The following is a 24,457-nucleotide window of genomic DNA, read 5'->3' on the forward strand; positions in this document are numbered from 1 at the left end:
TTTTGTCACTAGCGTTGCATTAATTTAATTCGAAAATTCTGAATTGAAAAAAGTCCATAAAAAAATCCTTTATAATGGATGGTACAGGTGGTCCCTGTCCAAATCCAATATAAAGGATGAAGCCTATGGACAAGGATACACTATTTTCTTCATTTGGTAAATGGGTCACTCCTCTCAATTCTGTTAAATTTACACAAAGAATTGAAGAGATGAAACAAGATAAATATACGAAAAAATTAACCACAAAAGCGTATTTACTTTTGTTTTTGCATGCTCAACTTCAACAACGAGAAGGACTGCGCGCCATCGCCGATGATGCGTTACTGGATGATTTTCAGCGAGAATTAGGATTGACATCTATTAGTGCTTCACAACTTTCTCGAAAACATCGCCAAGTAAAACCCGAATTGCTCGCAGAAATCTTTCTGGATTTAGTGAATCAAATCCGCCAGATGTCCACGAATTCCTCCAGTCAGGTGAGTGGCTTAAAAATCGTGGATTCTACGACCATTTCACTGAATCTGAAAAAATATCAATGGGCTACGTTTCGCAAAACGAAGTCGGGAATTAAGGTTCATTTACGACTGGTGTTTGTCAATGAAGATACGGTTTATCCGGAAAAAATGGTCATGACCCCAGCAGGGAACAATGATCGAACACAAATGGAACAACTGATCGACGAAACAGATGCCATGTACGTGTTTGATCGTGGTTATGTAGACTACGAAAAGTTCGATTATTACTGTGATAAAGGCCTCTTTTTCGCCTCCCGTCTGAAAAAGAATGCCTATGTTCGATTTCTTGAATCGTTCTCTGTCCCATCCAATTCCTCTATTTTATCTGATTCGATGGTGGTCATTGGGACACCACAAAAACGAACGGAAAATGTCTTTCGATTAATCGAAACATTCGATTCGGACGGGAATCGAATTCGAATCATTACGAACCGATTCGACCTAGATCCAGAAGAACTTGGTGATATCTATCGTTCTCGATGGGCCATTGAATTATTTTTTAAGTGGATTAAGCAACGTTTAACACTCAAACATCTTTATGGAACGAGTCCAGAAGCTGTAGAAAATCAGGTTTACTTAGCTCTGATTTCTTACTGTTTACTCATTCTTATTCAACTTGAAATGAAATCGAAACATTCTCTCACCCAGATTTATCGTTGGCTTCGCGTTTTTCTTTGGAAACCAAGTACCGTGTGGGTGGAACGAATTCAACGGGAATGAGTTGAAAAAAGTCGGCGAAGCGCAGTAGCCATGTAACAATAAAACAAATACATTTATTACCAAATGGATAGTGATCACCTTTAGTTGGTTACTGCCTTGTTTTTCGTTTATCATAAAATATTTTATTCAGAAAATTCTGCATAAAATGTTTTTATTTTTTATGCAACGCTACTGATTTTTTGTATAAAAAAATTTATTTCATTCATACTAAATAATGATAAAGTTTTTCACGCCGCCCTATTGGAAAAAAGACACATCCAACCTAGAGGTTTCATCTAATTTTTTGTAGAATAGTAATAAATAAAACTTTTCAATAGCTTTTTTATTATATAGATAGGCAGGTTGGTGCGTCATGAAAAACGAAAAGACTATGTATGGCGGGCAAGCGGTAATTGAAGGAGTTATGTTTGGAGGGAAGCATCATTTCGTCACAGCGATCAGGAGAAAAGACAATTCAATTGATTTTTTTCAATTGCCGCGAAAAAAACATCCTATATTATCCCGCTTCAAAAAAATTCCTTTTATTCGCGGAATTGCCGCCATTATTGAAGCAAGCGCAAACGGCTCCAAGCATTTAAGCTATTCTTCAGATCGATACGATGTTGATCCAGCCGATGATGAAAAATTATTGTCAGAAGAAAAAAAAGAGTCGAAGCTTTCACTCATTTTAGGAGCTGCTGCTGTCGGAGTGCTGTCATTTTTGCTTGGCAAATTTATCTTTACTTTAATTCCAGTGTTTATCGCAGAATGGTTCAGGCCGATCATCTCATCGGATGTGGGGCAAATTTTGCTCGAAGGCTTTTTTAAGCTTTTGCTGTTGCTTGCTTATATTTATTTCATCTCGATGACTCCTTTAGTAAAGCGTGTTTTTCAATACCATGGGGCTGAGCATAAAGTGATTAACGCCTATGAAAACGGGCTCGCTTTAACTGTTGAAAATGTACAAAAACAATCAAGACTTCATTATCGATGCGGTTCCAGTTTCATTTTGTTTACGGTTATTGTTGGAGTATTTGTGTATCTGCTCGTTCCGACAGACCCGCTTTGGCTTCGCGTTGTTGACCGAATCGCTCTTATACCGGTTGTTCTCGGCATTTCATTTGAAGTATTGCAGTTTACAAATAAGCTGCGGCATAAGCCTGTTTTAAAATATCTTGGTTATCCAGGACTATGGCTTCAGCTGCTGACGACAAAAGAACCTACAGACGATCAAGTGGAAGTAGCGATTGCAAGCTTTCAAAAGCTGCTTTTATTGGAAGAAGAGACGGAAAAAATGGAGCGTATTGGTTGATTTGATAAACGAGAGCTTTTCTTTTTCTTGAAAACGACTGATGGAGGTGGCCTTTAGATGAACCGTTTTCCCGTCCATCCCGTATTCGCCGTTATCGCTACTTTAGGAGGTTTAGGGCTTATTTATATGCTCTTTTTCAATCCAAAGACTTTTTTCAAATTGTTTATTTGGGCGGTTGTCATCGGGATCATCATCCTCATTTATCGCTTAGTGATGAAAAAACGTACAAATAATGAGTATTCACAGTTTTTAAAAGCTGCGAAAAGATCGAAAAAAAGATTTAAAGACAAAAAGATACATTATGCTCAAAAGCACGTACTCCACAAAAAAAACAAAACGGCTATCTCTGCTAAAAGGCGGAGAGAAAACAATCATTTGACAGTCATCGAAGGTAAAAAAGGAAAAAAGAAAAATAGAGCTCTTTTCTAATAGGACCACTTTTTTAAAAAGGTTTCCGTTTTTTCTTTGCCGAGCTGAATTAATTCCTGTTTCTTCTCATTCGTAATTTTAAATTCCGTCGTTAAAATATTTTCAACCGGAATAAAAACGATGCTGCGTTCATGCCTTGTAGCAATATGCCTTGCATCGTGCGCTTCTTTCATCGTTTCAAATAACGCATGAAACATTGATAAAGCGTTTTTTATTTCATTTTTTGGCCTTTCCTCTATATGCGCGCTAAGCTGAAAACCGAGGATCGGTCTTTTTTTTATTTTTCCATCAAAAAGCCAAATCGGGAAATTGCTGAGCACTCCTCCATCGACAACAATACTGACGCCATCCTTCGTCCATAGTTTGACAGGTTCAAAAAAATACGGGAGGCATGAGCTCATTCTGACTGCCTTTGCAACAGAAAATCTATTAGCATTGATTCCATATTTGCTTAAATCGTCCGGCAATACAACAATTTTTCCGTTCGTAAGGTCGGAGGCAATCACACGAAGCTTTCCTTTCGGCAAATCTGCAAATGTTGAAACTCCTTTTGCTTTTAATTTTTCTTCCATCCATTCTTCTAAAAATTGTCCTTTATATAGTCCCATCCGCCAATAAACACTGATCCATTTCATGAGCATAAATGACATAATTCCTTTTCTTTTATCTAAAAACTTTCGCAGCTCTAAGCTGTCCATCAAAGAAAGGATTTCATCACTTTTGTAGCCGGCTGCAATGAGAGCGGCAATGATCGAACCGGCGCTCGTGCCAGCAACCCTGGCGAATTCAAATCCTTTTTCCTCCAAGGCCTTGTATGCTCCAATAAAAGCGAAGCCTTTGATCCCTCCACCAGAAAAAACACCGTCAATTTTCAAAGCATTCCCTCCTTACTATTCCGTTACTACATTTTAAGAAGGGAAAACGATGTTTAGAAGTTTGTTTTCAATAAATCGAGTAGGAGGGAGCGATTAACTCCCGTCCTCTCACACCACCGTACGTACGGTTCCGTATACGGCGGTTCAATTAAGATAATTGACGCAAGTCTTTATAACTTCCGTGAATAGCTGTTCTCTTTATGCCAGTGGTCACTCCACCCTCCAAGAGATCTCCCACGGGATTCACCGCTTCCTCCCTCAAGTGAGGTACTACGTTTTCTGTGTTCATCATGACTCACTGAATGCCAAGGGCTATTCTCTCTTAATTGTTCGGTCCTTCTTAGTTGTTCTAGACCAACTAATACTATGACCTCTGCTGACTTCTGACTGTTCAGCTATCTATCACTAGATAGGTTACCAAGGTTACTTGGCGTGCCAGCCAGACCTCCCCGGGTAAGAGTGTAATCTTTCCTTCCATCCATCTGCTTCATTTACTCTGTATCACCTTCGGCAGAAAGGGCTTTGTTTTGTCTTGCAAACTCACCCAGTGATACCTAGCCTCATATGAAGTTCGTGTTCCTCAGACCGGAAGTTTGCCGCTCGCTTCCTTCAGATTCCGCGTCACCACGGACACCCTTGCGTTAAGCTAACTGCTACTTCTGCCTTCGCAGCTCGGGACTTTCACCCTATAGATTACACCCATGCCGGGCGCACAAGAATAAAGCAGCAGAACAAGTCTGCCGCTTTATTATAATCCACATTTCAATTGGGCACCGCATTTTGTACAAGTATTGCAGCCGCCGATTTCTTGAACCTTTCCTTCCCGGCAAACAGGACATGTATTGCCGACTTCGTTGCCATATGTGACATCAGTTGAGCGCAAATCTTGAACAGTGTTCATTAACACAACTTTACCTTCATTTTCTTTCGTCGATTCCGGAATGTCGTCATTCAATACATTTTCTTCCGCTTTTAATGTCAGGACTTGGGTATCACGGCTTCCGTCTACATAAACAGTTCCGCCTTTTGCTCCGCCCTTCCATAGGCGCTCATATACTTTTTGCACTTGATCAACTGTATAGCCTTTCGGCGCATTTACTGTTTTGGAAAGGCTTGAATCGACCCATCGTTGAATGATGCATTGCACATCAGCATGAGCTTCAGGCGACAAGTCCATCGCTGACACAAACCAATGCGGTAAATGATTCGGATCAGCTTCCGGATGTTCGTTTAAATATTCTTGAACGATATCCGCTTTTACTTCAATAAATTTGCCAAGACGCCCGCTTCGGTAGTACGAGAAGGAGAAATATGGCTCAAGACCTGTAGAAACGCCAACCATAGTGCCAGTTGATCCTGTCGGTGCTACCGTCAGCAAATGCGAGTTGCGAATACCATATTTTAAAATGTTTTCGCGAATATCTTCCGGCATTTTTTTCATATATCCTGTATTAATGAAGGCTTGTCTTAATTTTTGCGTCTCTTCCTCCGTTTCGCCGACTAGGAACGGGAAGCTGCCTTTTTCTTTTGCCAGTTCTATTGATGCCCGGTATGCGGTCGTTGCAATTACCTTAAACACTTCATCAACAAGCTTGTTGCCGTCCTCTGCTCCATATTCTTTTTCGCAGTAGATAAGCAAGTCCGCCAAACCCATAACGCCTAAGCCGATGCGCCGTTCACCCAGCGCTTGCTTTTTGTTTTCTTCGAGAAAATAAGGCGTAGCATCAATGACATTATCTTGCATTCTGACGCCGATTTCCACAGTTCGTTTGAGCTTTTCATAGTCAACAGCTTTCTTTTCCTTGTCGACCATCTTCGCCAAGTTTACTGCTGCTAAGTTGCAGACGGAATATGGTGCAAGAGGCTGTTCACCGCACGGATTTGTTGCAACAACCTTTTGACCGTATGCTCTTGCGTTCGTCATATCATTGGCATTGTCAATGAAGAAAATACCTGGCTCCGCTGAATAGGTTGCACAAATGTTAATCAGCTTCCAAAGCTCTCTTGCGCGAATTTTGCGGTACACGCGCACGCGATGCCCCATTTTCTCCCACTCGCGCACATCGCCAACTTTATGCCATTCTTCATTGTAAATCTTCATTTCTTCATCATTGTAGCTTTCCACATCTGGGAAGCGAAGCTCATACTCCCGATCTTCTTCCACTGCTTCCATAAACTCTTTCGTCAAGCAGACAGAAATGTTAGCGCCTGTTAAAAATTCCGGATTATGAACAGTATATGTTCCTCCGACTCGAAGCTTTAATTCCGCCTCTCTAATAACAGCGTCTGAAAAGCCTCCTTTGCCCGGAACATTTTTAAAGTTGACAATTCCTTGATACATGTCGCGCTCTTGCTGTGTAAGAGGAACAAATTTGAGCTTGTCTTCAGCCGCCTTCTTAATTCCTTCATCATTTGTATTTTCAATTAAGTAGCGCAAAATGCGCGGGTTTTGCATTTTGGAAACGATAAATTCAATGATGTCAGGATGCCAGTCGGCCAGCATAATCATTTGGGCTCCTCGCCGTGAGCCACCTTGTTCAACAAGATGGGTTAATTTTGCAATGTCATCCAGCCACGACACAGATCCTGATGATTTGCCGTTTACACCTCGGGCTAATGTGTTTCTTGGTCTCAATGTTGAACCGTTCGTGCCGACACCGCCTCCGCGGCTCATAATTTCCATTACTTGTTTGCGGTGTTCAGAGATCCCTTCACGGGAATCTTTTACAAAGGGCATGACATAGCAGTTAAAATACGTCACTTCGGTTCCTGCTCCTGCGCCGTAAAGAACCCGGCCAGCCGGAATAAAATGCAGATTGACGAGCTCTTGATAAAATTTTTCAAACCATTCTTTTCTTTTTTCTTCTGTTTTTTCAACAGCAGCAAGACCTGTTGCATTTCTTTTGGCAATTTGTTCATAAAAAATTTCAAGCGGTTTTTCGATGACATCTAAAGAGCGAACGATGATTCCCGTCTCCCGTTCTTCAGGCTTTTCAAGAGTATGACGAAACTCTTCTTCGACCTGAACCTTTGCCTTTTTATTTTCCCAATCAATTTCTTTAATGTAACCTAGCCCTCTTGCAGGAAATTTTGGATCTTCCTTGATCGTCAGCACTACAAAATCGCCTTCAGATAGCGTAATTTTTTCAGTGTCTTTAAATGAATACCTGTCCAGCATTACAAGGCGCGAAACACCTTTGTGCGTGATTTTCATATCTTCCGTAATCGGATGCACCTGCGGGAAAAGGCTGATATCTTTATTCAGCTTCTCCACATCAATTTTCATTTTCTCATTCAGCGCCACTGTCATATTCACAACTCCCTTAAAAATATCGTACTTGATATACGTTACCACATTTAGATGATATTATCAACGAAAAAATAACAATATATTGTGCTAAAGAACATTTGTTTGCTCTATATATTGTATGATATACGCTACATTATGAAAATGTCAAATGTAAAACTAACCAAAAAAAGAAGCAAGGAAAAGAAATTTAATGATCTTAGAATCATTCCGGCGGTATTTGAAGAAATTTGTCAGTTGCAGTTTTTGAAAACACATCGGCACCTTGATTTACAAGCAACGATCCATTTCATTTTGATCATACAAAAAACGGCATGTTCGCCGCTTCATCTTCTAAAATTCCATTCTTCTGTTTCATATTTCTCTTTAGCCAGTTTTTTCACATACTCTTCTTGTTCGCTAGACAATTGATACGGTCTCAGCTCAATATCAAGCCCGTATTCAAACCCTTTTTTAAAGGCGCTCCATGCCTCTTCCATTGTGACTGGAGTTTCTCTAAGGTCGTTGATCGCCACCGCTTTATTTTTAAAGTTTTTCTCTAATCTTTCCCTGACTCGCTCATTAGGATATTTAAACAAGTCGAACAGCAGCTTTTCATCTAAATCTAGCAATATCGAGCCGTGCTGCAGGATAACGCCTTTCTGGCGAGTTTGGGCACTCCCGGCAACTTTTCTTCCTTCAACTACCAGCTCATACCAAGACGGTGCATCAAAGCATACAGATGACCGCGGATTTTTCAAATGCTGTTTTTCTTCATCCGTTCTTGGAATTGCAAAATGAGCGTCTAAGCCTAACAAGCGAAATCCATGCAAAATTCCTTCCGAAATTACACGATAAGCCTCTGTCACGGTTTTGGGCATTCGCGGATGATCTTCGGATACGATGACGCTATATGTAAGCTCCTTGTCATGCAGCACGCCCCTTCCGCCTGTTGGTCTTCGTACAAAGCCAAGGCCGTGCCGTCTTACAGCATCCATATCAATTTCTTTTTCAACCTTTTGAAAATAGCCGATGGATAATGTCGGCGGATTCCATCCGTAAAAACGAATCGTCGGAGCGATTTTTCCTTCACTGTGCCAGTCCAATAAAGCTTCATCAAGAGCCATATTGTAAAAAGGGGATGAAAAGCCAGAATCAATATAATTCCATATTTCTTTTCCCATATCGCAACCCTCTTTATTTTATATTTGCTTTTTTAGTCTATCAAATGAAGAGGATATTGTTAAATAAAACGCCCGAAAAGAAATGACATTTCCATTCTTGTTTTATATAATAAATGTTGTCCAACATTCGTATGTATGTTCACATGAACTTCAAACAAATAAATTCAAACAAATAAAAAGGAGTCGAACAAGCGTGGAATGGTCATTGCTCATTCTTGCAGCTATTATCATTTATTTTTTGGCCACATTTTTATATCAAAAAAAGATTATGAAAGGATTAACGGAGGAAGAATTTAAAGCCGGCTATCGGAAAGCGCAGCTCATCGATGTGCGGGAGCCGAATGAATTTGAAGGTGGCCACATTTTAGGAGCAAGAAATATTCCCCTTTCCCAATTGAGACAGCGCTATAAAGAAATCCGCCCAGACAAACCGGTTTATTTATATTGCCAGTCAAGTGCAAGAAGCGGGCGAGCCGCACAAATGCTGAAGAAAAAAGGCTATCAGGAGCTCTATTATTTAAAGGGCGGCTTTAAAAAGTGGACTGGAAAAATTAAAAAAGGGAAATAAAATCAAGTATAAAAGATAAGGATTCGCAAAACGCGAATCCTTACTTTTTTTCATATTTTAATATCGGATTTCTTGCTGCGAGTGTTTCATCGAGCCTTTTGACGACTGTTGTATGAGGAGCTTCTTGAACGATTTCCGGTTCTTCCTCCGCTTCTTTAGCAATTTGAATCATCGCTTCGATAAAGGCATCCAATGTTTCCTTCGATTCCGTTTCAGTCGGTTCAATCATCATGCATTCTTCAACATTGAGCGGAAAATAAATTGTCGGCGGATGATACCCGAAATCGAGAAGCCTTTTTGCAATATCAAGCGCACGGACACCGAGCTTCTTTTGCCGTTTCGCAGATAAGACAAATTCGTGTTTACAAATGCGGTCATACGGCATTTCGTAATAAGGCGCTAATTTTTTCAGCATATAATTCGCATTTAATACCGCATTTTCAGAAACCGCCTTTAAACCGTCCGGACCCATGGAGCGGATGTATGTGTATGCCCGCACATTGATTCCAAAATTTCCATAAAATGATTTTACTCGTCCGATCGATTGCGGCCTGTCTTCGTCGAAACGAAATCCATTTTCATCCTTGACGAGCACAGGCTTCGGCAAAAAAGGAATTAACTCTTTTTTCACACCGACAGGTCCTGAACCGGGACCCCCTCCCCCGTGGGGGCCTGTAAACGTTTTATGAAGATTTAAATGAACGACATCAAAGCCCATATCCCCTGGTCTCGCTTTGCCTAAAATTGCATTTAAATTCGCTCCGTCATAATACAATTTTCCTCCAACTGAATGAACAATCTCCGCCATCTCTACAATATGCTCTTCAAACAAACCGAGCGTATTTGGGTTTGTTAACATAAGAGCAGCTGTATTTTCTCCTACCACTCTCTTTAAGTCGTCTAAGTCGACAAGTCCGTTTTGATCAGATCGCACCGTGACAGTTTCAAAACCGGCAACGGTCGCTGAAGCAGGATTTGTTCCATGGGCTGAATCAGGTACAATCACTTGTGTTCGATGTTTTTCTCCATTTGCCTCATGGTAGGCGCGAATCATCATGAGCCCCGTCCACTCTCCGTGCGCCCCTGCAGACGGCTGCAATGTAACAGCATCCATACCTGTAATTTCTTTTAAATGTTCTGATAAATCATACATTAATTCCATTGCTCCTTGAACCGTCGCTTCATCCTGTAATGGATGAATATAAGAAAAGCCAGTTAATCTTGCCACATTTTCATTTATTTTCGGATTATATTTCATTGTACAGGAACCAAGCGGATAAAAACCGGAATCCACACCGTGGTTCCGCTTCGACAAAGCAGTATAATGGCGCATAATGTCAAGTTCTGATACTTCCGGCAGCTCGGCATCTTCTGTCCGCAAATAGTCACTAGGAATCAGCTGATCAATATTTTCCTCCGGTACGTCTAAATCAGGCAGGCTGTATCCGATCCGTCCCGGTTTTGATATTTCAAAAATTAACGGTTGATCCTTCATTGCCATCCCTCCAACTCGTTCACAAATAAATCGATTTCTTCTTTCGAACGAAGCTCTGTTACCGCTACAAGCATATGTTTTTCAAGTTCCGGATACGTTCTGCCAAGGTCGTAGCCGCCGATGATTCCCTTTTCGAGCAGCTTTTTATTGGCCAAAGAAACTGGTTTGGACAGCTTCACGACAAACTCATTAAATATTGGACCTTGAAACGGAATGGAAAAACCTTTCTTCTCAAACATCTTTTTCGCATAGTTTGCTTTTTGGATATTTTGATAAGCCATTTCTTTTACACCTGTTTTTCCAAGAGCAGTCATGGCAACAGAAGAGGCAAGAGCATTTAACGCTTGGTTGGAGCAAATGTTTGATGTAGCTTTATCCCTTCTGATATGCTGCTCCCTTGCCTGCAGAGTGAGAACAAAGCCTCGTTTCCCCTCTTCATCTACTGTTTGACCGACGAGTCGCCCAGGAATTTTTCTCATCAGCTCTTTTTTTACGGCGAAATATCCACAAGTTGGACCGCCAAAAGACATTGGAATTCCAAACGGTTGAACATCGCCTACTACGATATCCGCACCAAATGAACCAGGCGGTGAAAGCACACCTAAAGCAAGAGGATTGCTTGAAACGATCAATAAGCTTTTCTCGGAATGGGAGATCTCTTCGATTTGGTGAAGCGGTTCAAGTTGGCCGAAAAAATTTGGATGCTGTACAATGACTGATGCTACTTCGGCGTTCATCATTTCTTTTAATGCCTCTACATCGGTCACTCCGTTTCGGTAAGGGATTTCCACTACCTCAACGTTTTGTCCTTTTGCATAAGTTTTTAGCACATCTCTCGTTTCAGGATGCACCGTTTGCGAAACGAGCACCTTTTTCTTTTTTGTTTGACCTGCAGCTAATAATGCAGCTTCTGCTAAAGCTGTCCCTCCGTCGTACATCGACGAGTTGGCGACATCCATTCCTGTCAATTCACAAATCATTGTTTGAAATTCGAATATTGCTTGGAGCTCGCCTTGAGAAATTTCTGGCTGGTATGGCGTATAAGCCGTATAAAACTCTGATCGGGAAATGACATGATCGACAATTGCCGGAATATAATGGTCATACACTCCAGCTCCCAAAAAGGAAACGTTTGTTTTTACATCTTTATTTTTGGCAGCAAGTTGAGATAGCTCGCGAAACAGCTCGGTTTCCGGTTTCTGAGCCTTTATGTTGTATTTTCCTTTATACCGTACACTTTCTGGAATGTCGGCAAACAGGTCATCGATCGATTCGACTCCGATCGCCTCCAACATCTCTTTTCGATCAGTTTCTGTCATCGGTAAATAGCGATGCTTCATCGAAAGCTTCTCCTTTCTTTATTTTCCATTTTTTGTTGGTCGTTTATAAAATGGAGTTGGTACTACTCTTGCTTTTAATCGTTTTGTCCGAACTTCCACCTCGATTTCATTCCCGATCTCCGAAAATTCTTTCTTGACGAGAGCGATTCCAATGCTTTTATTCAAAGTAGGAGAGTGCGTCCCTGATGTAACAACTCCAATTTGTTGATTTCCAGAAAACAATTTATAGCCTGAACGGGGAATGCCTTTTTCGATCATTTCCAAGCCGACCGCCAGCCTCGATACCCCTTGTTCTTTTTGTATTTGCAATACATCTTTTCCGATAAAATTCTCTTTTTTCGTAAGCTTCACTGCAAATCCGACTCCTGCTTCTATCGGAGTAATGTCTTCCGAAAGATCTTGACCGTACAACGGCAAAGCTGCTTCCAGCCGCAAAGTATCACGAGCGCCCAATCCGCATGGAACAACTTTTTCTTTATCTCCTGCTTGCAAAATCTTCTCCCATAAATAAACGGCGTCCTCACTTTGGCAATAGATTTCAAAGCCGTCTTCCCCGGTATAACCAGTTCGGGCAATGAGCGCTTTTTTACCTGCGATCTCAGCACTTTCAATAAATTCAAAAAATTTCAACTCAGATAAGTGTACGTCTGTTAAAGTTTGCAGCACCTTTTCCGCTTTCTGGCCTTGCAATGCAAGGAGAGCACAGCTTTCAGAAATATTTTGCAATTCAACATCTCCGTGTTTTTGAGACATGAGCCATTGAAAATCTTTTTGAATATTCGCTGCATTGACTACTAAAAGATATTTTTCCTCGTTTAGCCGATAAACGATTAAATCGTCTACACAGCCTCCATCTTCATAACACATAATTGTGTATTGAGCCTTTCCATCCCGAAGCTTTGAAACATCATTAGTTAATACCTTTTGCAAAAACTGAAGACTATCTTTCCCTTTTACAATGATTTCTCCCATATGAGAAACATCAAATAGACCTGCATTGGTGCGGACAGCGTAATGCTCCTCTTTAATGGAAGTAAATTGCACAGGTAATTCCCATCCTCCAAAATTGATCGTCTTTGCTCGATATTGTTTATACACTTCAAAAAGAGGAGTGCGTTTTAATTCATTCATCATTTCCCCTCCTGATCTATTTTTTGCATCTAATTTCTCTCAAAATTTTTCAGCTTAAAAAGCAGAAAAAAGGACAGAAAACGGCCTAGTATCGTCTTGTCTATTCCAATCGACAAGATTTTGCTACACCGTCTCTGTCCTTGCACCTGAAAGTTTACCTTAAAAAGGCTTTCCCCTTTGGTGGTTTGCACAATATGCAAACACTCTCCAGAGCTGCGTCAAACAAGAGTCTTTTTGCCTGAGAGATTCACATATGCTTGCTCCTTCGGCGCCTCACAAAGGAGGTCTCTCCCCTTGCTCTCATCCGCACATATTTTCTTGTAAATTGTGAAAAAATAACAAATGACATATTCGACAAAAAGGAAAAAGATGAGTAGAAAACAAAAGAAAAAGACTTCAAACGTATTTTAATGGTATCATCTTTAAACGTTTTCAGCAATACCTTTCCCAAATAATTTTAAAAAATCATTGTTAATTGTTCGTGTTTATAAAAATTTATAATCAAAAAACGGAACGGTTTTTGAATTAGCGATAAAAAAAATGAACATTTCACTTTGAATATAAAAATAAAGGATAGGGTGTGGGCAATGAATATAAACATCCGCTATAAAACAACATGGGAAGAAGAATTTTTGCAAAGATTAAAGGAAGACGGTCCGTGGGCAAACTGGGAATTATACAAATTAGCTTATGAAGTTACGAATTATTTGTCCATTCCATCATTTGAAGGTTTAGTAGCTCCTTTGCATCTTGATCATGTAACCCCTCTTCCCCACCAATTGGAGGTCGCACAAACAGTAGTAGAAAAATTAAACGGAAAAGCAATATTAGCTGATGAAGTCGGTCTCGGCAAAACAATTGAAGCCGGATTAATATTAAAAGAATATATGATTCGCGGACTTGTCAAAAAAGTGCTCATCTTAGTTCCAGCTTCACTCGTCTCCCAATGGGTGAGGGAATTAAATGAAAAATTTTACATTCCTGCCGTTGAGCAAAAGAAAAGCTATGTTTGGGAGCAATGCGATGTTGTCGTATCTTCCCTTGATACAGCAAAAAGAAGCCCCCATAAAGAAATTATTCACGGATTGGATTATGACATGGTCATCATTGATGAAGCGCATAAATTAAAAAATAACAAAACAAAAAACTATAAGTTTGTTCAAAATTTAAAGAAAAAATTTTGTTTATTATTGACGGCAACGCCTATTCAAAATCGCATTGAAGAAATTTTCAACCTTGTTTCTCTTTTAAAACCTGGACATCTCGGCAATGAACAGCTCTTTCACGATATGTTTAAGAAAAAAGGACGGAATATTCGTGACGATGAGCATTTACGAGAACTTGTCAATAAAGTTATGATACGAAACCGCCGCATTGATACAGGAATTGAATGGTCAAAAAGACATGTGGAAACGATTTGGATTCAATTTTCGGAAGCTGAAAAGGCTTTATATGATGCCATCAGCCAAATTCGGTCGTCATTCTCTATTCCGACAAGCAGTTTCTCCATTTTAACGCTTCAGCGTGAAGCATGTTCGAGCAGAGAAGCAGTGTACATAACATTAAAAAAAATGCTTGATAAAAAGGATGAAGCTCCACAATTGCCTGAAAAGATCATTCGCAATCTAATGGGCTATATCGATCAAGTAACAAAAAATTCGAAAGCAGAAAAAACGGTCGAACTCATTCAAAACATTAACGATAAAGTGATTATTTTTACCGAATACCGGGCAACACAATTATATTTACAATGGTTTTTAAAACAGCACGGCATAACATCTGTTCCGTTCCGCGGCGGATTTAAACGCGGCAAAAAGGATTGGATGAAGGATTTATTTAAAAATAGAGCGCAAGTACTGATCGCGACAGAGGCAGGAGGGGAAGGGATAAATTTGCAGTTTTGCAATCATATCATTAATTATGATCTGCCTTGGAACCCGATGCGTTTGGAGCAGCGAATCGGGCGCATCCACCGTCTCGGACAAGAACGAGATGTGTTCATTTATAACATGGCGACAAAAAATACAGTAGAGGAGCATATCTTAAAGCTATTATATGAAAAAATAAATTTGTTTGAACGTGTTATTGGGGAATTGGACAGTATTTTAGCAAAACTTGACCTCCGCAATATTCATGAACATATAGAAGATATTATGATTCAGTCGAGTTCGGAAGGAGAAATGAAAATTAAAATGGAAAATTTAGCGGCTATTCTTAACTTTGGTGAACAATTACAACAGGCCGAGAATAACTGATTTCTTTATTTTCATAGCTGCTTGCAAAATTTTTAAATAGGAGGCGGAATGATGCAGCAGGCTCAAATTTCCACATTTTTAAAACGCTTTTTTCAGGCGACCAATTGTCCAATTATTGAAGAAAAAAACGGATATTTTACCGTTCAATTAACTGTTGAAATGGATAAAGAATTAATGAACCGACCTTTTTACTGGCATTATTTAGAAAAAACCGGCGGAACTCCAAATCCGATGAAACTTACTTTCATCACGGATTCAAAGGAGGCTCCGGAAGATGTAAAAGGTGAATGGATTCATTTCGGATCGCCGAGACTGCACCAAATTTTTGCGGCAACGAAGAAAATGTCTTCTTATATTCGGTTATATGAACAGACAGCAGCTTCCAAAGCAAACGTGCCGCTGCACCCTTGGATTGGGATGAATGTAACGATTTCGTATATTTGTGACAAAAAGAAGGATCAAACTTATTCATTAGGACTGCATTTAATCAATGGAAGGATTGTTGAAAATTTTCAGGAGCAGCTAGAAAAAATTCATTTGACACCGAAAATTCCTGATTTTTGTTTTACCATTACGCCATTAATTACACCAAAAAGCGGATTAACTCGATTGAAGCATTACGTGACAAAAAAAATTGAAGAAGATGACCATCGGTGGGCGGAAGAAGCGAGAGAACGAATGAATGCCGATTTAGCATTGTTGGAGCATTTTTATGAAGATCTAGATGAAAAACCTTCTGTTTATTGGACAGAAAAGAAGGCGATTCAAGAGCTGTATGAACCGCGCATTGAAATAGAAGTCCACAATGGAGGAATTTTTTATTTATCATCGGATTCTATAATTCATTAAAATAAAATCAAGACGCAGAAAATACGCTCGAAATTGAATGATCTCATCACTTTTCAATAAAAAAGGAGCTGATGAACGGCTCCTTTTCCTTTATTTCTTTTTCTTGATCAAAATTAAAAACGCCATCGGCAAAAATCCAAACCATCTCATTGATAATGGAAGACGATCTTTTTTCCGTTCCTCACGCCTTTGTTTCCTTGTTTCTTTTGGGGTGTCGATAAACTTTACAAACTGTTCGGTTACATATTTCACATAATCATTACCAGACATAAGCGGGCACCTCGAAATAAAATTTTTTTATATTATTTCCTAAACTCTGTTCATTTAAACAGACATTCTGGCAAATAAACGATTGGTTGAAGCTTTGATAAGGCGCTGAACGATGAAAGCTATGAATATTCATTCCAGCTCATAATCTGTTGATTGTTCAAATCATAATGAAAGTTTGCCGTATACTCCGTTCCTTTTATCGTCTTGCATGTAATGGAAATATTGACGATTCCTTTTTCTTTTTTCGTTCGTTTATACGAAATGGTTCCATTTGGGAGTTCAAGTATTTCCTGGGTATCAGAATAGTCAGCTTTTTTCAGCGAATATTGAACACCGGCAAGCATTAACGTTTCCTGCAAATAAAACTCTTTCGCATCATGCCGAAATCTTTGCTCTTGAATATATGAGGAAGCATATGCGGTAAGAATCATTATGCAAAGCAGAAATATGCCGATCGTCATTGGGAAAATATGACCATCTTCATTTTTCAATCAGGAATCACTCCTTTCACATCGCGAATGGTTCCTTCAAACCGCTTACCTTCTAAGCTTGTGATTTCAATTTTCACACCATGTGTTATTGGAATAAAATGAGAGGCTTGAACACCGCGCAGCACAATAACATGTCCTTTTCCGTCAACCTGATAGCGCAGCAAATCATTATATTGACTGAGTGTGACTACTTCTCCTTTTTGATTTTTATATTGTAAAACATTTTGCTTCACCATTATTTGTTGAGACGTTTTGATTTCACGATGAAGCTCAATTAGAAATAAATTCCACTCGCTTGGATGTAAATCTTGCTGTCTCGTATTCAATTTGAGAAAAAATGAGAGCATGGGTGCAAAGGAAGAGATGATAATGGTTGTCGCTAGAAAGGCTATCAGCATGTTTGCTGCCGTATATCCTTTATTGTTCATAAATGTAGCCGCAAACCTTTTGTTCTGCATTTTCATCCGAAAGAACACATAATTCAGCAAATTGCCCCTCCTTTCCCCACATCAGTTCGAACATCATCCCTTGCCGCTCAACTTGGCCATTTGTTTTTTTCTTTTCAAATACAAAACGTTCAAGTTCTTCTTTGAGCAGTTGATAAGCCAGCACAGATGCTGCTGCTTCTTTTTGCTGTTTCAATAAGGCTGTTGACACAGGGACCAGCGTCAGCGAAAGCAAACACCATATGGAAAATGCTATTAATATTTCTGTGATCGTATATCCGCTATAATTTTTCCACACGGAACCTTCCTCTCCCTAAATTAAAAATGATTTTGTACGTTTTTTTATCATACGAAATGAAGATTGTTCCAGCTTGATAAAAATAGCCGGAAGGAGAGTACTCGATTGGAAATTTTATGTTTCCTGATTCGACTTTTATGTTTTGATCGTATGCTCTTTCAAACAGTTCCCCTTTAAAGCCGGATCGTTCAGCTTCGTAGTAATGTTTGTCAGGATACCAAAACAAATAAATTTTTTCTTTATTAACGAATGCGTGCTGTTGTACATATAGCAAATCTTTTTCCAGTTGAACGAAAAATTGATCGATGACTTTTTCTCTGTAAATATTTACTGCTCCAATCCATATAAAAGAGCTGATCAATAAAAAGATCGAAAGAACAAGAAGCATCTCCAGAACAGTAAAACCACTTTGCCTAGTTGCTCTTAATGACGTTTCCATTTGCATCAATTTCAATCTCATCACCATTTGGACATTTTCCAGAATTATTCGGCAAGTACCCTTTAGTGATTAAATCATTAATTGTTGGTGTTTGATGAAACTCCATTTCATATGCGACGACTTGACCCTGCACCATATCAATTAAACCTTCGCACCCTTTATTTTGAATATTTTTATTATGAGCCATAACATTCGGAATCGTTATAATAAGCAAAATCGAGATCACTAACAGCACAACCAGCATTTCCACTAATGTAAATCCATGTTCATTTTTCACTATTTTCATCCTCCTATACTTGACCCATCATTTGGTACATTGGAAGCAAAATCGATAAATAAATGATCAATACGAAGACCCCGATCATCAGAAAAACGACCGGCTGAATATAACTAATGATTCTCATTATTTTTTGTTCCATCCGCTCCAATACGAACCGGCTGTACATATACAACTCTTTAGACAATTGACCGACGGCTTGTCCATGTTGAACAACAGAGGAAAGTTCCTGTTCAAAAAATGGACTTTCAGCAAATATTATCTCTAGCGATTCTCCTTTCTTTAATTTCTCGATAAAGAGATTGGCCTCTTCCCTATAAAAATGGAGAAAATGTTGTTCTTGAAACAGAGTAAAGCATTCAAAAACGGACAATCCTCCCTTCAACAAATTGCTCATTTGCAAAGAAAAATAGTAGCTGTGAAATAACCGCAAACCTTTTGACACGATCGGAATTTTCATAAGCAGCTTCTGTTTTTCAAGCGGAGGCTTTTTTCGGAAAGAGACACAATAGTAGAAAAAAAGGAGCAATAAGAAACTAAACAAAATGAAAAAAAACGTTTTGATGCCTTGAATGGTAAACATGACAAATGTCAGAAAGAAGGAGGCGTTCAAATCAACTGCTTCATACATATACGAAAATTGCGGGGTAACAACTGCTTGGATGACAAATAAAATAATTAAAAGAAGAGCAATTAAAAAGAGCGGATAGCGGAGAACTTGAATAAATTTTTCCAAATGGAGGAGTTGTTTTTCCAGCATTACTGAGCTTTCTTTTAAAGCAAAATGTATATCACCATGCTTTTCAGCAAAGAAAAGATAGCTTAGTACATCTCGATGAAATCCAAGCTTCTCAAAAGCCGTGTATAGTGAATTTCCTTTCGTCAACATCTGTATACAAGTCTCAATATCTTGTCGGTATTTTTCTTTTACATGAAAACTCATAAAGCGAATAGCTTCATTTAATGCATATCCTTCTGAAAGCAGCTCACTCACTTTCTTCAAAAATTGTGCCTGCATCTTTTTGTTCCATCGATGCCTATTCATATTCAAACACCCAACGATCATATATGTCCGGATATAAATACCCAAGAGCGATTCCTTTTTTAATTACATCTTTTAACTTCATATAATCTAACTCACTCTGCTCCTCTCCTTTTGCTTCCCGAATAGCGGCGGTTAAATTTTTGCCGTAAAGAAGTTCATAGACCCCAATTCTCCTAATTTCCTTTAATTTTTTGCAATAAGGCGGGCAATTCCCTTTGCAAAACGGGCATATTAAATGAACGAGACGCTGCGCAGCAACAGCGATCAAAGTTTGCTCAATTTCGGAAAAGGTTACACCAAATTCTAATAATCGATAAATAGCTCCCTTTGCATCCCGCGTATGCATGGTGGTCAGTACTAAATGTCCGCTAAGCCCAGCCCGGACCGCAATCCTTGCTGTCTCATGATCTCGAATTTCACCGACCATAATGACATCCGGATCATGTCTTAATATTGCTTTTAACCCATTTGCATACGTAATTCCAGCTTTTTCATTGATCTGCACTTGAAGCATTTCATCGCTTTTCGTTTCCACAGGATCTTCAAGTGTGATGATGTTTCTTTTAAAATGTTTTTTTGCATAATGGAGAAGCGAATAAAGAGTGGTCGTTTTTCCCGAACCGGTCGGACCGGTAAGGATCAGGAGACCGTGAGAATGCTTTAAAAATGAAAGCATTTTTTTGGATTCTGACGGGAACAATGAAAGTTTTTCAGGCGTTTGAATCGATTGCTCTAGCAATATTCGGATGACTAGACTTTCATCGAATACTGTAGGCAATGTCGATAAACGAAGATGCACCTCTCCGTAAATCGTATGGAAGGAGTAAGCACCGTTTTGCGGACGCCTTTTTTCGCCAATATCCATTTGGGCCATAAATTTAAAATGAGAAATTAAGCGTTCACAAATAGCTTTTGGCAGATGAAATATTTCTTTGATGTCATCGTCAATTCGAAATTGAATAACTGCTTTTTTCTTTTTCGGAACAATATGGATGTCTGAGGCACTAAATGAACACGCCAGTTCAATCAGTTTTTCGCTAAGCTTTTCAATTTCAATCATTCCATATCCCCCCTTTCTTTTCTTAGGATTCATCTTAACGAATTGAAGAGAAAAATGCGAACGTAGATAATGGATTTTTCTTTTCCCTTTCCTTTTGCAAAATTTAATTGAACATAACCGAAAAATAACAATTGTTTGCAAAGACTGTTTAGAAAACAATTTTTTGCTATAAACTCATAATTTTTGAACATTTTTTTACAACATGTTTGAAAACAAAGTGGATACAATAACAATTGGAAACGGTATATTTACAATGTATCAAGCTGTACATTATAATATAAAAAGCGACCGATTGAGGGAAAAGGAGGGAAACACAATGGATCGCATGTTCCGTGTACTCGGTTTTTGGACAGGTATTTTTGCTATTATGTTTTATTTAGGCGATATGAAGACGACGTCTTTACTTTTCTTTGGTCAAACTGGATTTTTTGTTTTACTATCTTATTTAAAATTAACTGAACGTATGTATATTTATATTTTCGGAGCATATTTGACCATTTTCTTCGTCGGGTTTACATATTGGACGACGTTTATGATGGTTCCTGGACAAGGCGGCCATTAATAAAAACAGGCAATTCCGCAATGGAATTGCCTGTTTTTTGACCTTCTTCAATTTTTACGAAAGCGAAAATCCATTTAAAAAAGGATTTGTTTCCATTTCTTCTATAATGGTTGTTTCTGAACCGTGGCCAGGCAACACAATGGTTTCTTCCGGCAGCACTAGCAGTTTTTCATGAATGCTTTTCAGCAGTTCTTCATGATTCCCTCCAAGCAAATCCGTACGGCCAATGCTTCCTTTAAATAATACGTCGCCTGAAAAAACAGCATTTGCTTCTTCTAAATAGTAGGAGATGCTTCCAGGAGAATGCCCCGGTGTTTCAAATAAAGAGAACTGGAAAGAACCAATTGTCAAGCTTCCTTCTTCCCGAATGATTTCGTCCGCTTCCTCTACCGTTACATTTTTTCCATTCATAAAATGACCAGATCCATTTAAAGAAGGATCGCCAAGCCATTTTTGTTCTTTTTCGTGGACATATACTGGAATATTCCAAACTTTTCGAACATCATCAATCGCTCCGATGTGATCAAAATGTGCATGTGTCAACAAAATGGCAAGGGGAGTCAACTGATGTTTGCGCAATACTTCAATTAGCTTTTCTCCTTCATCGCCTGGATCAAATAAAATACACTCATTTTTGTCATTTGTTAAAATATACGCATTTGTTTGCAGCAATCCGAGCGGGATTCTCATCCATTTCATGCTCTCACCTCAGGTCATTTTCTTTTCCATTTCCATCATACAAAACATTCTTTTTTGGCGCAAAAGGAATAGTTAGAAAATTTTTGGCCAAACCTAAAATGTGCAGGACATACCGTTCATAAAATTGACATAGTCATTTTATGCAAACGTACCGTTCCTACCTCGACAAATCTAGTAAAAGAGATTAAAATATGAAGGGGAAGATATTTGCCGCACTTCAACGTATAAAAGATTGGGGGCTATACAATGGGTACTGTCATTATCTTTACTTTAGTAACTTTGCTTGGTATCTATGCTATTTTCCGTTCTTTAAAACAAAAAAACATATTGGGAATTTTGTTTGCGCTTGGAACAGTCGCTGTTTTTGGATGGTTTACCTATAAAACGATTGTTCACCACGGTATACCAGTGCCACACTAAAAAAGAAAGAATGGCGGGGCCATTCTTTTTTTTATGAATAAATAAACATTCAGTTGTCACACACCCGTCTTTTAACCTCCGCTTCATATTGCCAAAAAAGATGCTTTCACTCCTGTTTATTTTACAATCTCCTGAATCTTTTCCTTACTTAAATCCATGATTTTTTCCAATCTCGGCCCATACAAAGCATAATGACCGGATGGCGAAATGAGGATAGGATCGTTTGTCACGTTTTTGAAGATGGTTTCTTTTTTCTTAGTGATAAGGTTAAATCTCTGCAGTTCAAAGGAACCGTCCTGGGATTTGGCAACGGGCACAAATGTATAAAACTGCTGATTTTGAGCATTGAAGTCATAGTAGGGAAAAATCCATTGAGAGTAATCGGAAGCCAAAGGGACACGAAATGTAGACAACACTTTTTTTGATGAAGAATTTATAAAAACATATTGACCGAATCCTTTTTCCTGTTGATTTTCCTGCAAATACATGACAATCGATGAAAAATTTCCATTTCCGATGACATGATCAGCGATTTTTTTTTCGTGATGTTTCATTAAGTTCGCTTCATAAAGCGGAGCGCTTAACTCAGGCTCATCGTTATTCCATTTTACATATGTAATGCGATCTTCATCTGTCCATTGAAAAAAAGGTATTTGATAGGGACTATCCACAACTTTTTTCTCTTTCAAATCAAGCAAATAAGTCTTATATGACCAATCTTCAGCAAATGCTGTAACCATCAGCTCGTTTTCATTATAGGGATTCCATGTGTATTGAAGTTCAAACGCATTGATTTCCCAATGAAATAATTCCTCTCCTTCGGTGTTTACAAATGTTAGGATGGCTTGATTGGTTTCAGGGCTTGAATGAATGAGAAAAATTGTTCGGCGATCATTGGGCACTGTTTGAATAATCGGATGCTTTGTCTGAAAAAATAGTTCATCTTTTCCGCTTTGAAGATCGTGACAAATAACTTCCGAACGGTCTTCAAGATTTTTAATGTAAAGCACAGCCGTTTCATGAAACCATCCAGTAATATTTTGAAAGGTATTTTCCTCTGCTTCAATCGGTTGAATGTTCTCTAAAAGATTCTGTTCTGCTTTAAAGTTTTCAAACTCATTTTCCATTTTTTTCTCTTTTGTCACTTGTTTCTTTTCATTCGTAAGCTGATGAAATTCACAAGACGACAAAAGGAGAATCGGAAAGCACATGACGAAAAAAAAGGCTGCCCTCATCACCCTCATCCTTCTCATTCAATTTTCACTTATAATTTACGAATTTTTCAAAAAAATGTTTCAAAAAATTTATTTGCACAGCAAATAAAGCGACGCCCAAAATATTCCCTTTGCTTTCCGATAAATTTCATCAAATTGGTCAAGCGGCAAAGGGTTCCTTCCTCTGCCTAATTCAACGGTAAATCCCGGCTTTCTGTATTCTTTAATAAACCAATCGCGAAAGCCGGCATGACTATCAATCATTCGGATTCCTTTATATCCGCTTAACAACTCATACTCTTTTACGATTTCTTCCGACTCCTCTGGTTCATAGTTTAAATACCCCCAATATATTTCTTCTCCTTGTGTGTGGAAGGCTACGATGAGATCAAATTGAGACTGCTTGACTAGTTCACTCATAGCAATTGCTTCCGGCTCTGAGAGAGGATAATCACCTGGATAATCACGAGGAGCCGGGGATTTTGGGCTTTTTCTTTCTTTTTCAATTTCCCAAAAGGCAGGAAATTGATTGTTCAGATCGACACCGCGAATATTTGCTTTCCAATCGGAAAAATCTTCACAGTTATTATTTAACTTGACGGCCTGTTCTTTCACTTGAGGATCAAACGATTCGGCTGCTAAAACAAGATTCACTCCATCCGGATTTACCATCGGGACAAACGATAAAGTTATCTGCTCATAAAGCTGTCTCACAGAAATTCCATTAATCGATTCGTTTAAAATAAGCTTCCGAACATACTCATTGAGCCATTTCATCATAATGGCTGTCGTAATCCACTCATTTGCATGAAACGAACCGTTCATATGAACTTTTTTCGTTCCGGAACCGATAAGAAGTTCAACTAAAGGATTCCCTAGAACACTGCGACCGATAATCCTCTCTTTAATAAACGGGTAATTTTTTTTTAACACCGCAATATCGCTTGTCAAAGCCAAAAAATGATAGGGCCGTTTTGGATCAATTACAGGCCATGAAATTGGGACAGCATTGTATGTATTTTTAGTCAAGCTTGGTGAAGGATGAAACGGATTATTTTGTACGAAACCCCATCCGGGGATGACGATTTTTTCCCCTTTAAAGATTTTTTCGTTTTCGAAGAAGGGATTTGAATCCAACAACAATCGTTTTGAAAGTTGATATTTTTTTCCCAAGTACTCCAAATCCGCTGTTTCATTCATACAGATTTCCATAAAAAACCCCTCTCCCCTTTTTATTCAGTACATAACATATTATATGAACGACATCATGTTTCATTAATAAAACGTATAAAAAAGCT

At 38.8% G+C, this 24,457-nt stretch carries 25 protein-coding genes and 1 riboswitch; of the genes, 8 read left to right on the plus strand and 17 right to left on the minus strand.

The annotated features are described in order from the left end of the window. Positions 1-125: 125 nt before the first annotated feature. The 3 genes from NSU02_RS13415 (at position 126) to NSU02_RS13425 (ending at position 2,955) form a co-directional block, all read left to right on the plus strand. Positions 126-1,235: an IS4 family transposase gene (locus NSU02_RS13415; protein WP_144596560.1), complete on the plus strand. Its 1,110-nt coding sequence runs from the start codon at positions 126-128 to the stop codon at positions 1,233-1,235. Positions 1,236-1,587: 352 nt separating this feature from the next. Continuing rightward, positions 1,588-2,526, plus strand: coding sequence for a DUF1385 domain-containing protein (locus NSU02_RS13420; RefSeq protein ID WP_066247604.1), 939 nt, complete (start codon positions 1,588-1,590; stop codon positions 2,524-2,526). A gap of 57 nt (positions 2,527-2,583) precedes the next feature. After that, positions 2,584-2,955 (plus strand): SA1362 family protein, encoded by a 372-nt coding sequence (locus NSU02_RS13425; RefSeq protein ID WP_066247602.1) that lies wholly within the window; start codon positions 2,584-2,586, stop codon positions 2,953-2,955. Here NSU02_RS13425 and NSU02_RS13430 read toward each other — a convergent pair. From NSU02_RS13430 to NSU02_RS13440, 3 genes are all read right to left on the minus strand, one after another. Next, positions 2,952-3,830, minus strand: coding sequence for a patatin-like phospholipase family protein (locus NSU02_RS13430; RefSeq protein WP_130156379.1), 879 nt, complete (start codon positions 3,828-3,830; stop codon positions 2,952-2,954). The genes NSU02_RS13425 and NSU02_RS13430 overlap by 4 nt on opposite strands. A 748-nt stretch (positions 3,831-4,578) precedes the next feature. Beyond that, positions 4,579-7,140, minus strand: coding sequence for a vitamin B12-dependent ribonucleotide reductase (locus tag NSU02_RS13435; RefSeq protein WP_063388108.1), 2,562 nt, complete (start codon positions 7,138-7,140; stop codon positions 4,579-4,581). A 323-nt stretch (positions 7,141-7,463) separates the two neighbouring features. Then, positions 7,464-8,300: a biotin/lipoate A/B protein ligase family protein gene (locus tag NSU02_RS13440; RefSeq protein ID WP_063388107.1), complete on the minus strand. Its 837-nt coding sequence runs from the start codon at positions 8,298-8,300 to the stop codon at positions 7,464-7,466. A 193-nt stretch (positions 8,301-8,493) separates the two neighbouring features. On the opposite strand from NSU02_RS13440, the gene NSU02_RS13445 reads away from it, so the two are divergent. Beyond that, positions 8,494-8,868, plus strand: coding sequence for a rhodanese-like domain-containing protein (locus tag NSU02_RS13445; RefSeq protein ID WP_063388106.1), 375 nt, complete (start codon positions 8,494-8,496; stop codon positions 8,866-8,868). 40 nt (positions 8,869-8,908) lie between these two features. On the opposite strand, the gene gcvPB is transcribed toward NSU02_RS13445, so the two are convergent. The 3 genes from gcvPB to gcvT are packed head-to-tail and all read right to left on the minus strand — an operon-like array spanning position 8,909 to position 12,837. Further along, positions 8,909-10,369, minus strand: coding sequence for an aminomethyl-transferring glycine dehydrogenase subunit GcvPB (gene gcvPB, locus NSU02_RS13450; protein ID WP_130156377.1), 1,461 nt, complete (start codon positions 10,367-10,369; stop codon positions 8,909-8,911). Beyond that, complete coding sequence (gene gcvPA / locus NSU02_RS13455; protein ID WP_339193040.1) at positions 10,360-11,703, minus strand: aminomethyl-transferring glycine dehydrogenase subunit GcvPA; 1,344 nt, start codon at positions 11,701-11,703, stop codon at positions 10,360-10,362. Before gcvPA ends, gcvPB begins: the two co-directional genes overlap by 10 nt. A gap of 18 nt (positions 11,704-11,721) precedes the next feature. Further along, positions 11,722-12,837 carry a glycine cleavage system aminomethyltransferase GcvT gene (gene gcvT, locus NSU02_RS13460; protein WP_082829399.1) on the minus strand — a complete coding sequence of 372 codons (1,116 nt, stop codon included), beginning with the start codon at positions 12,835-12,837 and terminating at the stop codon, positions 11,722-11,724. A 213-nt stretch (positions 12,838-13,050) separates the two neighbouring features. Then, positions 13,051-13,138, minus strand: a riboswitch (glycine riboswitch). A gap of 283 nt (positions 13,139-13,421) precedes the next feature. On the opposite strand from gcvT, the gene NSU02_RS13465 reads away from it, so the two are divergent. Together NSU02_RS13465 and NSU02_RS13470 are read left to right on the plus strand one after the other, a co-directional pair. After that, positions 13,422-15,089, plus strand: a complete 1,668-nt coding sequence (locus tag NSU02_RS13465; RefSeq protein ID WP_339193042.1) for an SNF2-related protein — start codon at positions 13,422-13,424, stop codon at positions 15,087-15,089. 51 nt (positions 15,090-15,140) lie between these two features. After that, on the plus strand, positions 15,141-15,938 hold the full coding sequence (locus NSU02_RS13470; RefSeq protein WP_339195804.1) for a YqhG family protein: 798 nt from the start codon (positions 15,141-15,143) through the stop codon (positions 15,936-15,938). Positions 15,939-16,028: 90 nt separating this feature from the next. Here NSU02_RS13470 and NSU02_RS13475 read toward each other — a convergent pair whose 3' ends face one another. The 8 genes from NSU02_RS13475 to comGA all read right to left on the minus strand — a co-directional run bounded on the left by NSU02_RS13475 (position 16,029) and on the right by comGA (position 20,264). Continuing rightward, on the minus strand, positions 16,029-16,208 hold the full coding sequence (locus NSU02_RS13475; RefSeq protein WP_130156369.1) for a YqzE family protein: 180 nt from the start codon (positions 16,206-16,208) through the stop codon (positions 16,029-16,031). Between the two features lie 119 nt (positions 16,209-16,327). Next, complete coding sequence (gene comGG, locus NSU02_RS13480) at positions 16,328-16,699, minus strand: competence type IV pilus minor pilin ComGG (protein ID WP_063388099.1); 372 nt, start codon at positions 16,697-16,699, stop codon at positions 16,328-16,330. Then, positions 16,696-17,187, minus strand: a complete 492-nt coding sequence (comGF, locus tag NSU02_RS13485; protein WP_130156367.1) for a competence type IV pilus minor pilin ComGF — start codon at positions 17,185-17,187, stop codon at positions 16,696-16,698. Before comGF ends, comGG begins: the two co-directional genes overlap by 4 nt. Continuing rightward, complete coding sequence (locus NSU02_RS13490) at positions 17,117-17,443, minus strand: hypothetical protein (protein WP_130156365.1); 327 nt, start codon at positions 17,441-17,443, stop codon at positions 17,117-17,119. Before NSU02_RS13490 ends, comGF begins: the two co-directional genes overlap by 71 nt. Continuing rightward, positions 17,427-17,888 carry a competence type IV pilus minor pilin ComGD gene (gene comGD, locus NSU02_RS13495; protein WP_158640149.1) on the minus strand — a complete coding sequence of 154 codons (462 nt, stop codon included), beginning with the start codon at positions 17,886-17,888 and terminating at the stop codon, positions 17,427-17,429. Before comGD ends, NSU02_RS13490 begins: the two co-directional genes overlap by 17 nt. Then, positions 17,857-18,168 (minus strand): competence type IV pilus major pilin ComGC, encoded by a 312-nt coding sequence (comGC, locus tag NSU02_RS13500; RefSeq protein ID WP_063388095.1) that lies wholly within the window; start codon positions 18,166-18,168, stop codon positions 17,857-17,859. Before comGC ends, comGD begins: the two co-directional genes overlap by 32 nt. 4 nt (positions 18,169-18,172) lie before the next feature. Further along, positions 18,173-19,204 (minus strand): competence type IV pilus assembly protein ComGB, encoded by a 1,032-nt coding sequence (gene comGB, locus NSU02_RS13505; RefSeq protein WP_339193046.1) that lies wholly within the window; start codon positions 19,202-19,204, stop codon positions 18,173-18,175. After that, entirely contained in the window at positions 19,197-20,264 is a 1,068-nt protein-coding gene (gene comGA, locus NSU02_RS13510) for a competence type IV pilus ATPase ComGA (RefSeq protein ID WP_130156359.1), read from the minus strand. The genes comGB and comGA overlap by 8 nt, the downstream gene beginning before the upstream one ends. Before the next feature lie 316 nt (positions 20,265-20,580). Here comGA and NSU02_RS13515 point away from each other — a divergent pair, with 316 nt between their 5' ends. Continuing rightward, a complete protein-coding gene (locus NSU02_RS13515; RefSeq protein WP_063388092.1) occupies positions 20,581-20,826 on the plus strand; it encodes a DUF2626 domain-containing protein in 246 nt (81 codons plus the stop codon). 54 nt (positions 20,827-20,880) lie between these two features. Here NSU02_RS13515 and NSU02_RS13520 read toward each other — a convergent pair whose 3' ends face one another. After that, entirely contained in the window at positions 20,881-21,525 is a 645-nt protein-coding gene (locus tag NSU02_RS13520; RefSeq protein ID WP_063388091.1) for an MBL fold metallo-hydrolase, read from the minus strand. A 246-nt stretch (positions 21,526-21,771) separates the two neighbouring features. On the opposite strand from NSU02_RS13520, the gene NSU02_RS13525 reads away from it, so the two are divergent. After that, on the plus strand, positions 21,772-21,945 hold the full coding sequence (locus tag NSU02_RS13525) for a DUF2759 domain-containing protein (protein WP_065095533.1): 174 nt from the start codon (positions 21,772-21,774) through the stop codon (positions 21,943-21,945). A gap of 116 nt (positions 21,946-22,061) precedes the next feature. Here the strand turns inward: NSU02_RS13525 and NSU02_RS13530 are convergent, their stop codons facing one another. Next, positions 22,062-23,180, minus strand: a complete 1,119-nt coding sequence (locus tag NSU02_RS13530) for a hypothetical protein (RefSeq protein WP_117016741.1) — start codon at positions 23,178-23,180, stop codon at positions 22,062-22,064. A gap of 69 nt (positions 23,181-23,249) precedes the next feature. Next, positions 23,250-24,371, minus strand: a complete 1,122-nt coding sequence (locus tag NSU02_RS13535) for a M14 family metallocarboxypeptidase (RefSeq protein ID WP_339193049.1) — start codon at positions 24,369-24,371, stop codon at positions 23,250-23,252. Positions 24,372-24,457 lie beyond the last annotated feature (86 nt).

Source organism: Aeribacillus sp. FSL W8-0870, from assembly GCF_037963755.1.
GTDB classification, from domain to species: domain Bacteria; phylum Bacillota; class Bacilli; order Bacillales; family Aeribacillaceae; genus Aeribacillus; species Aeribacillus composti.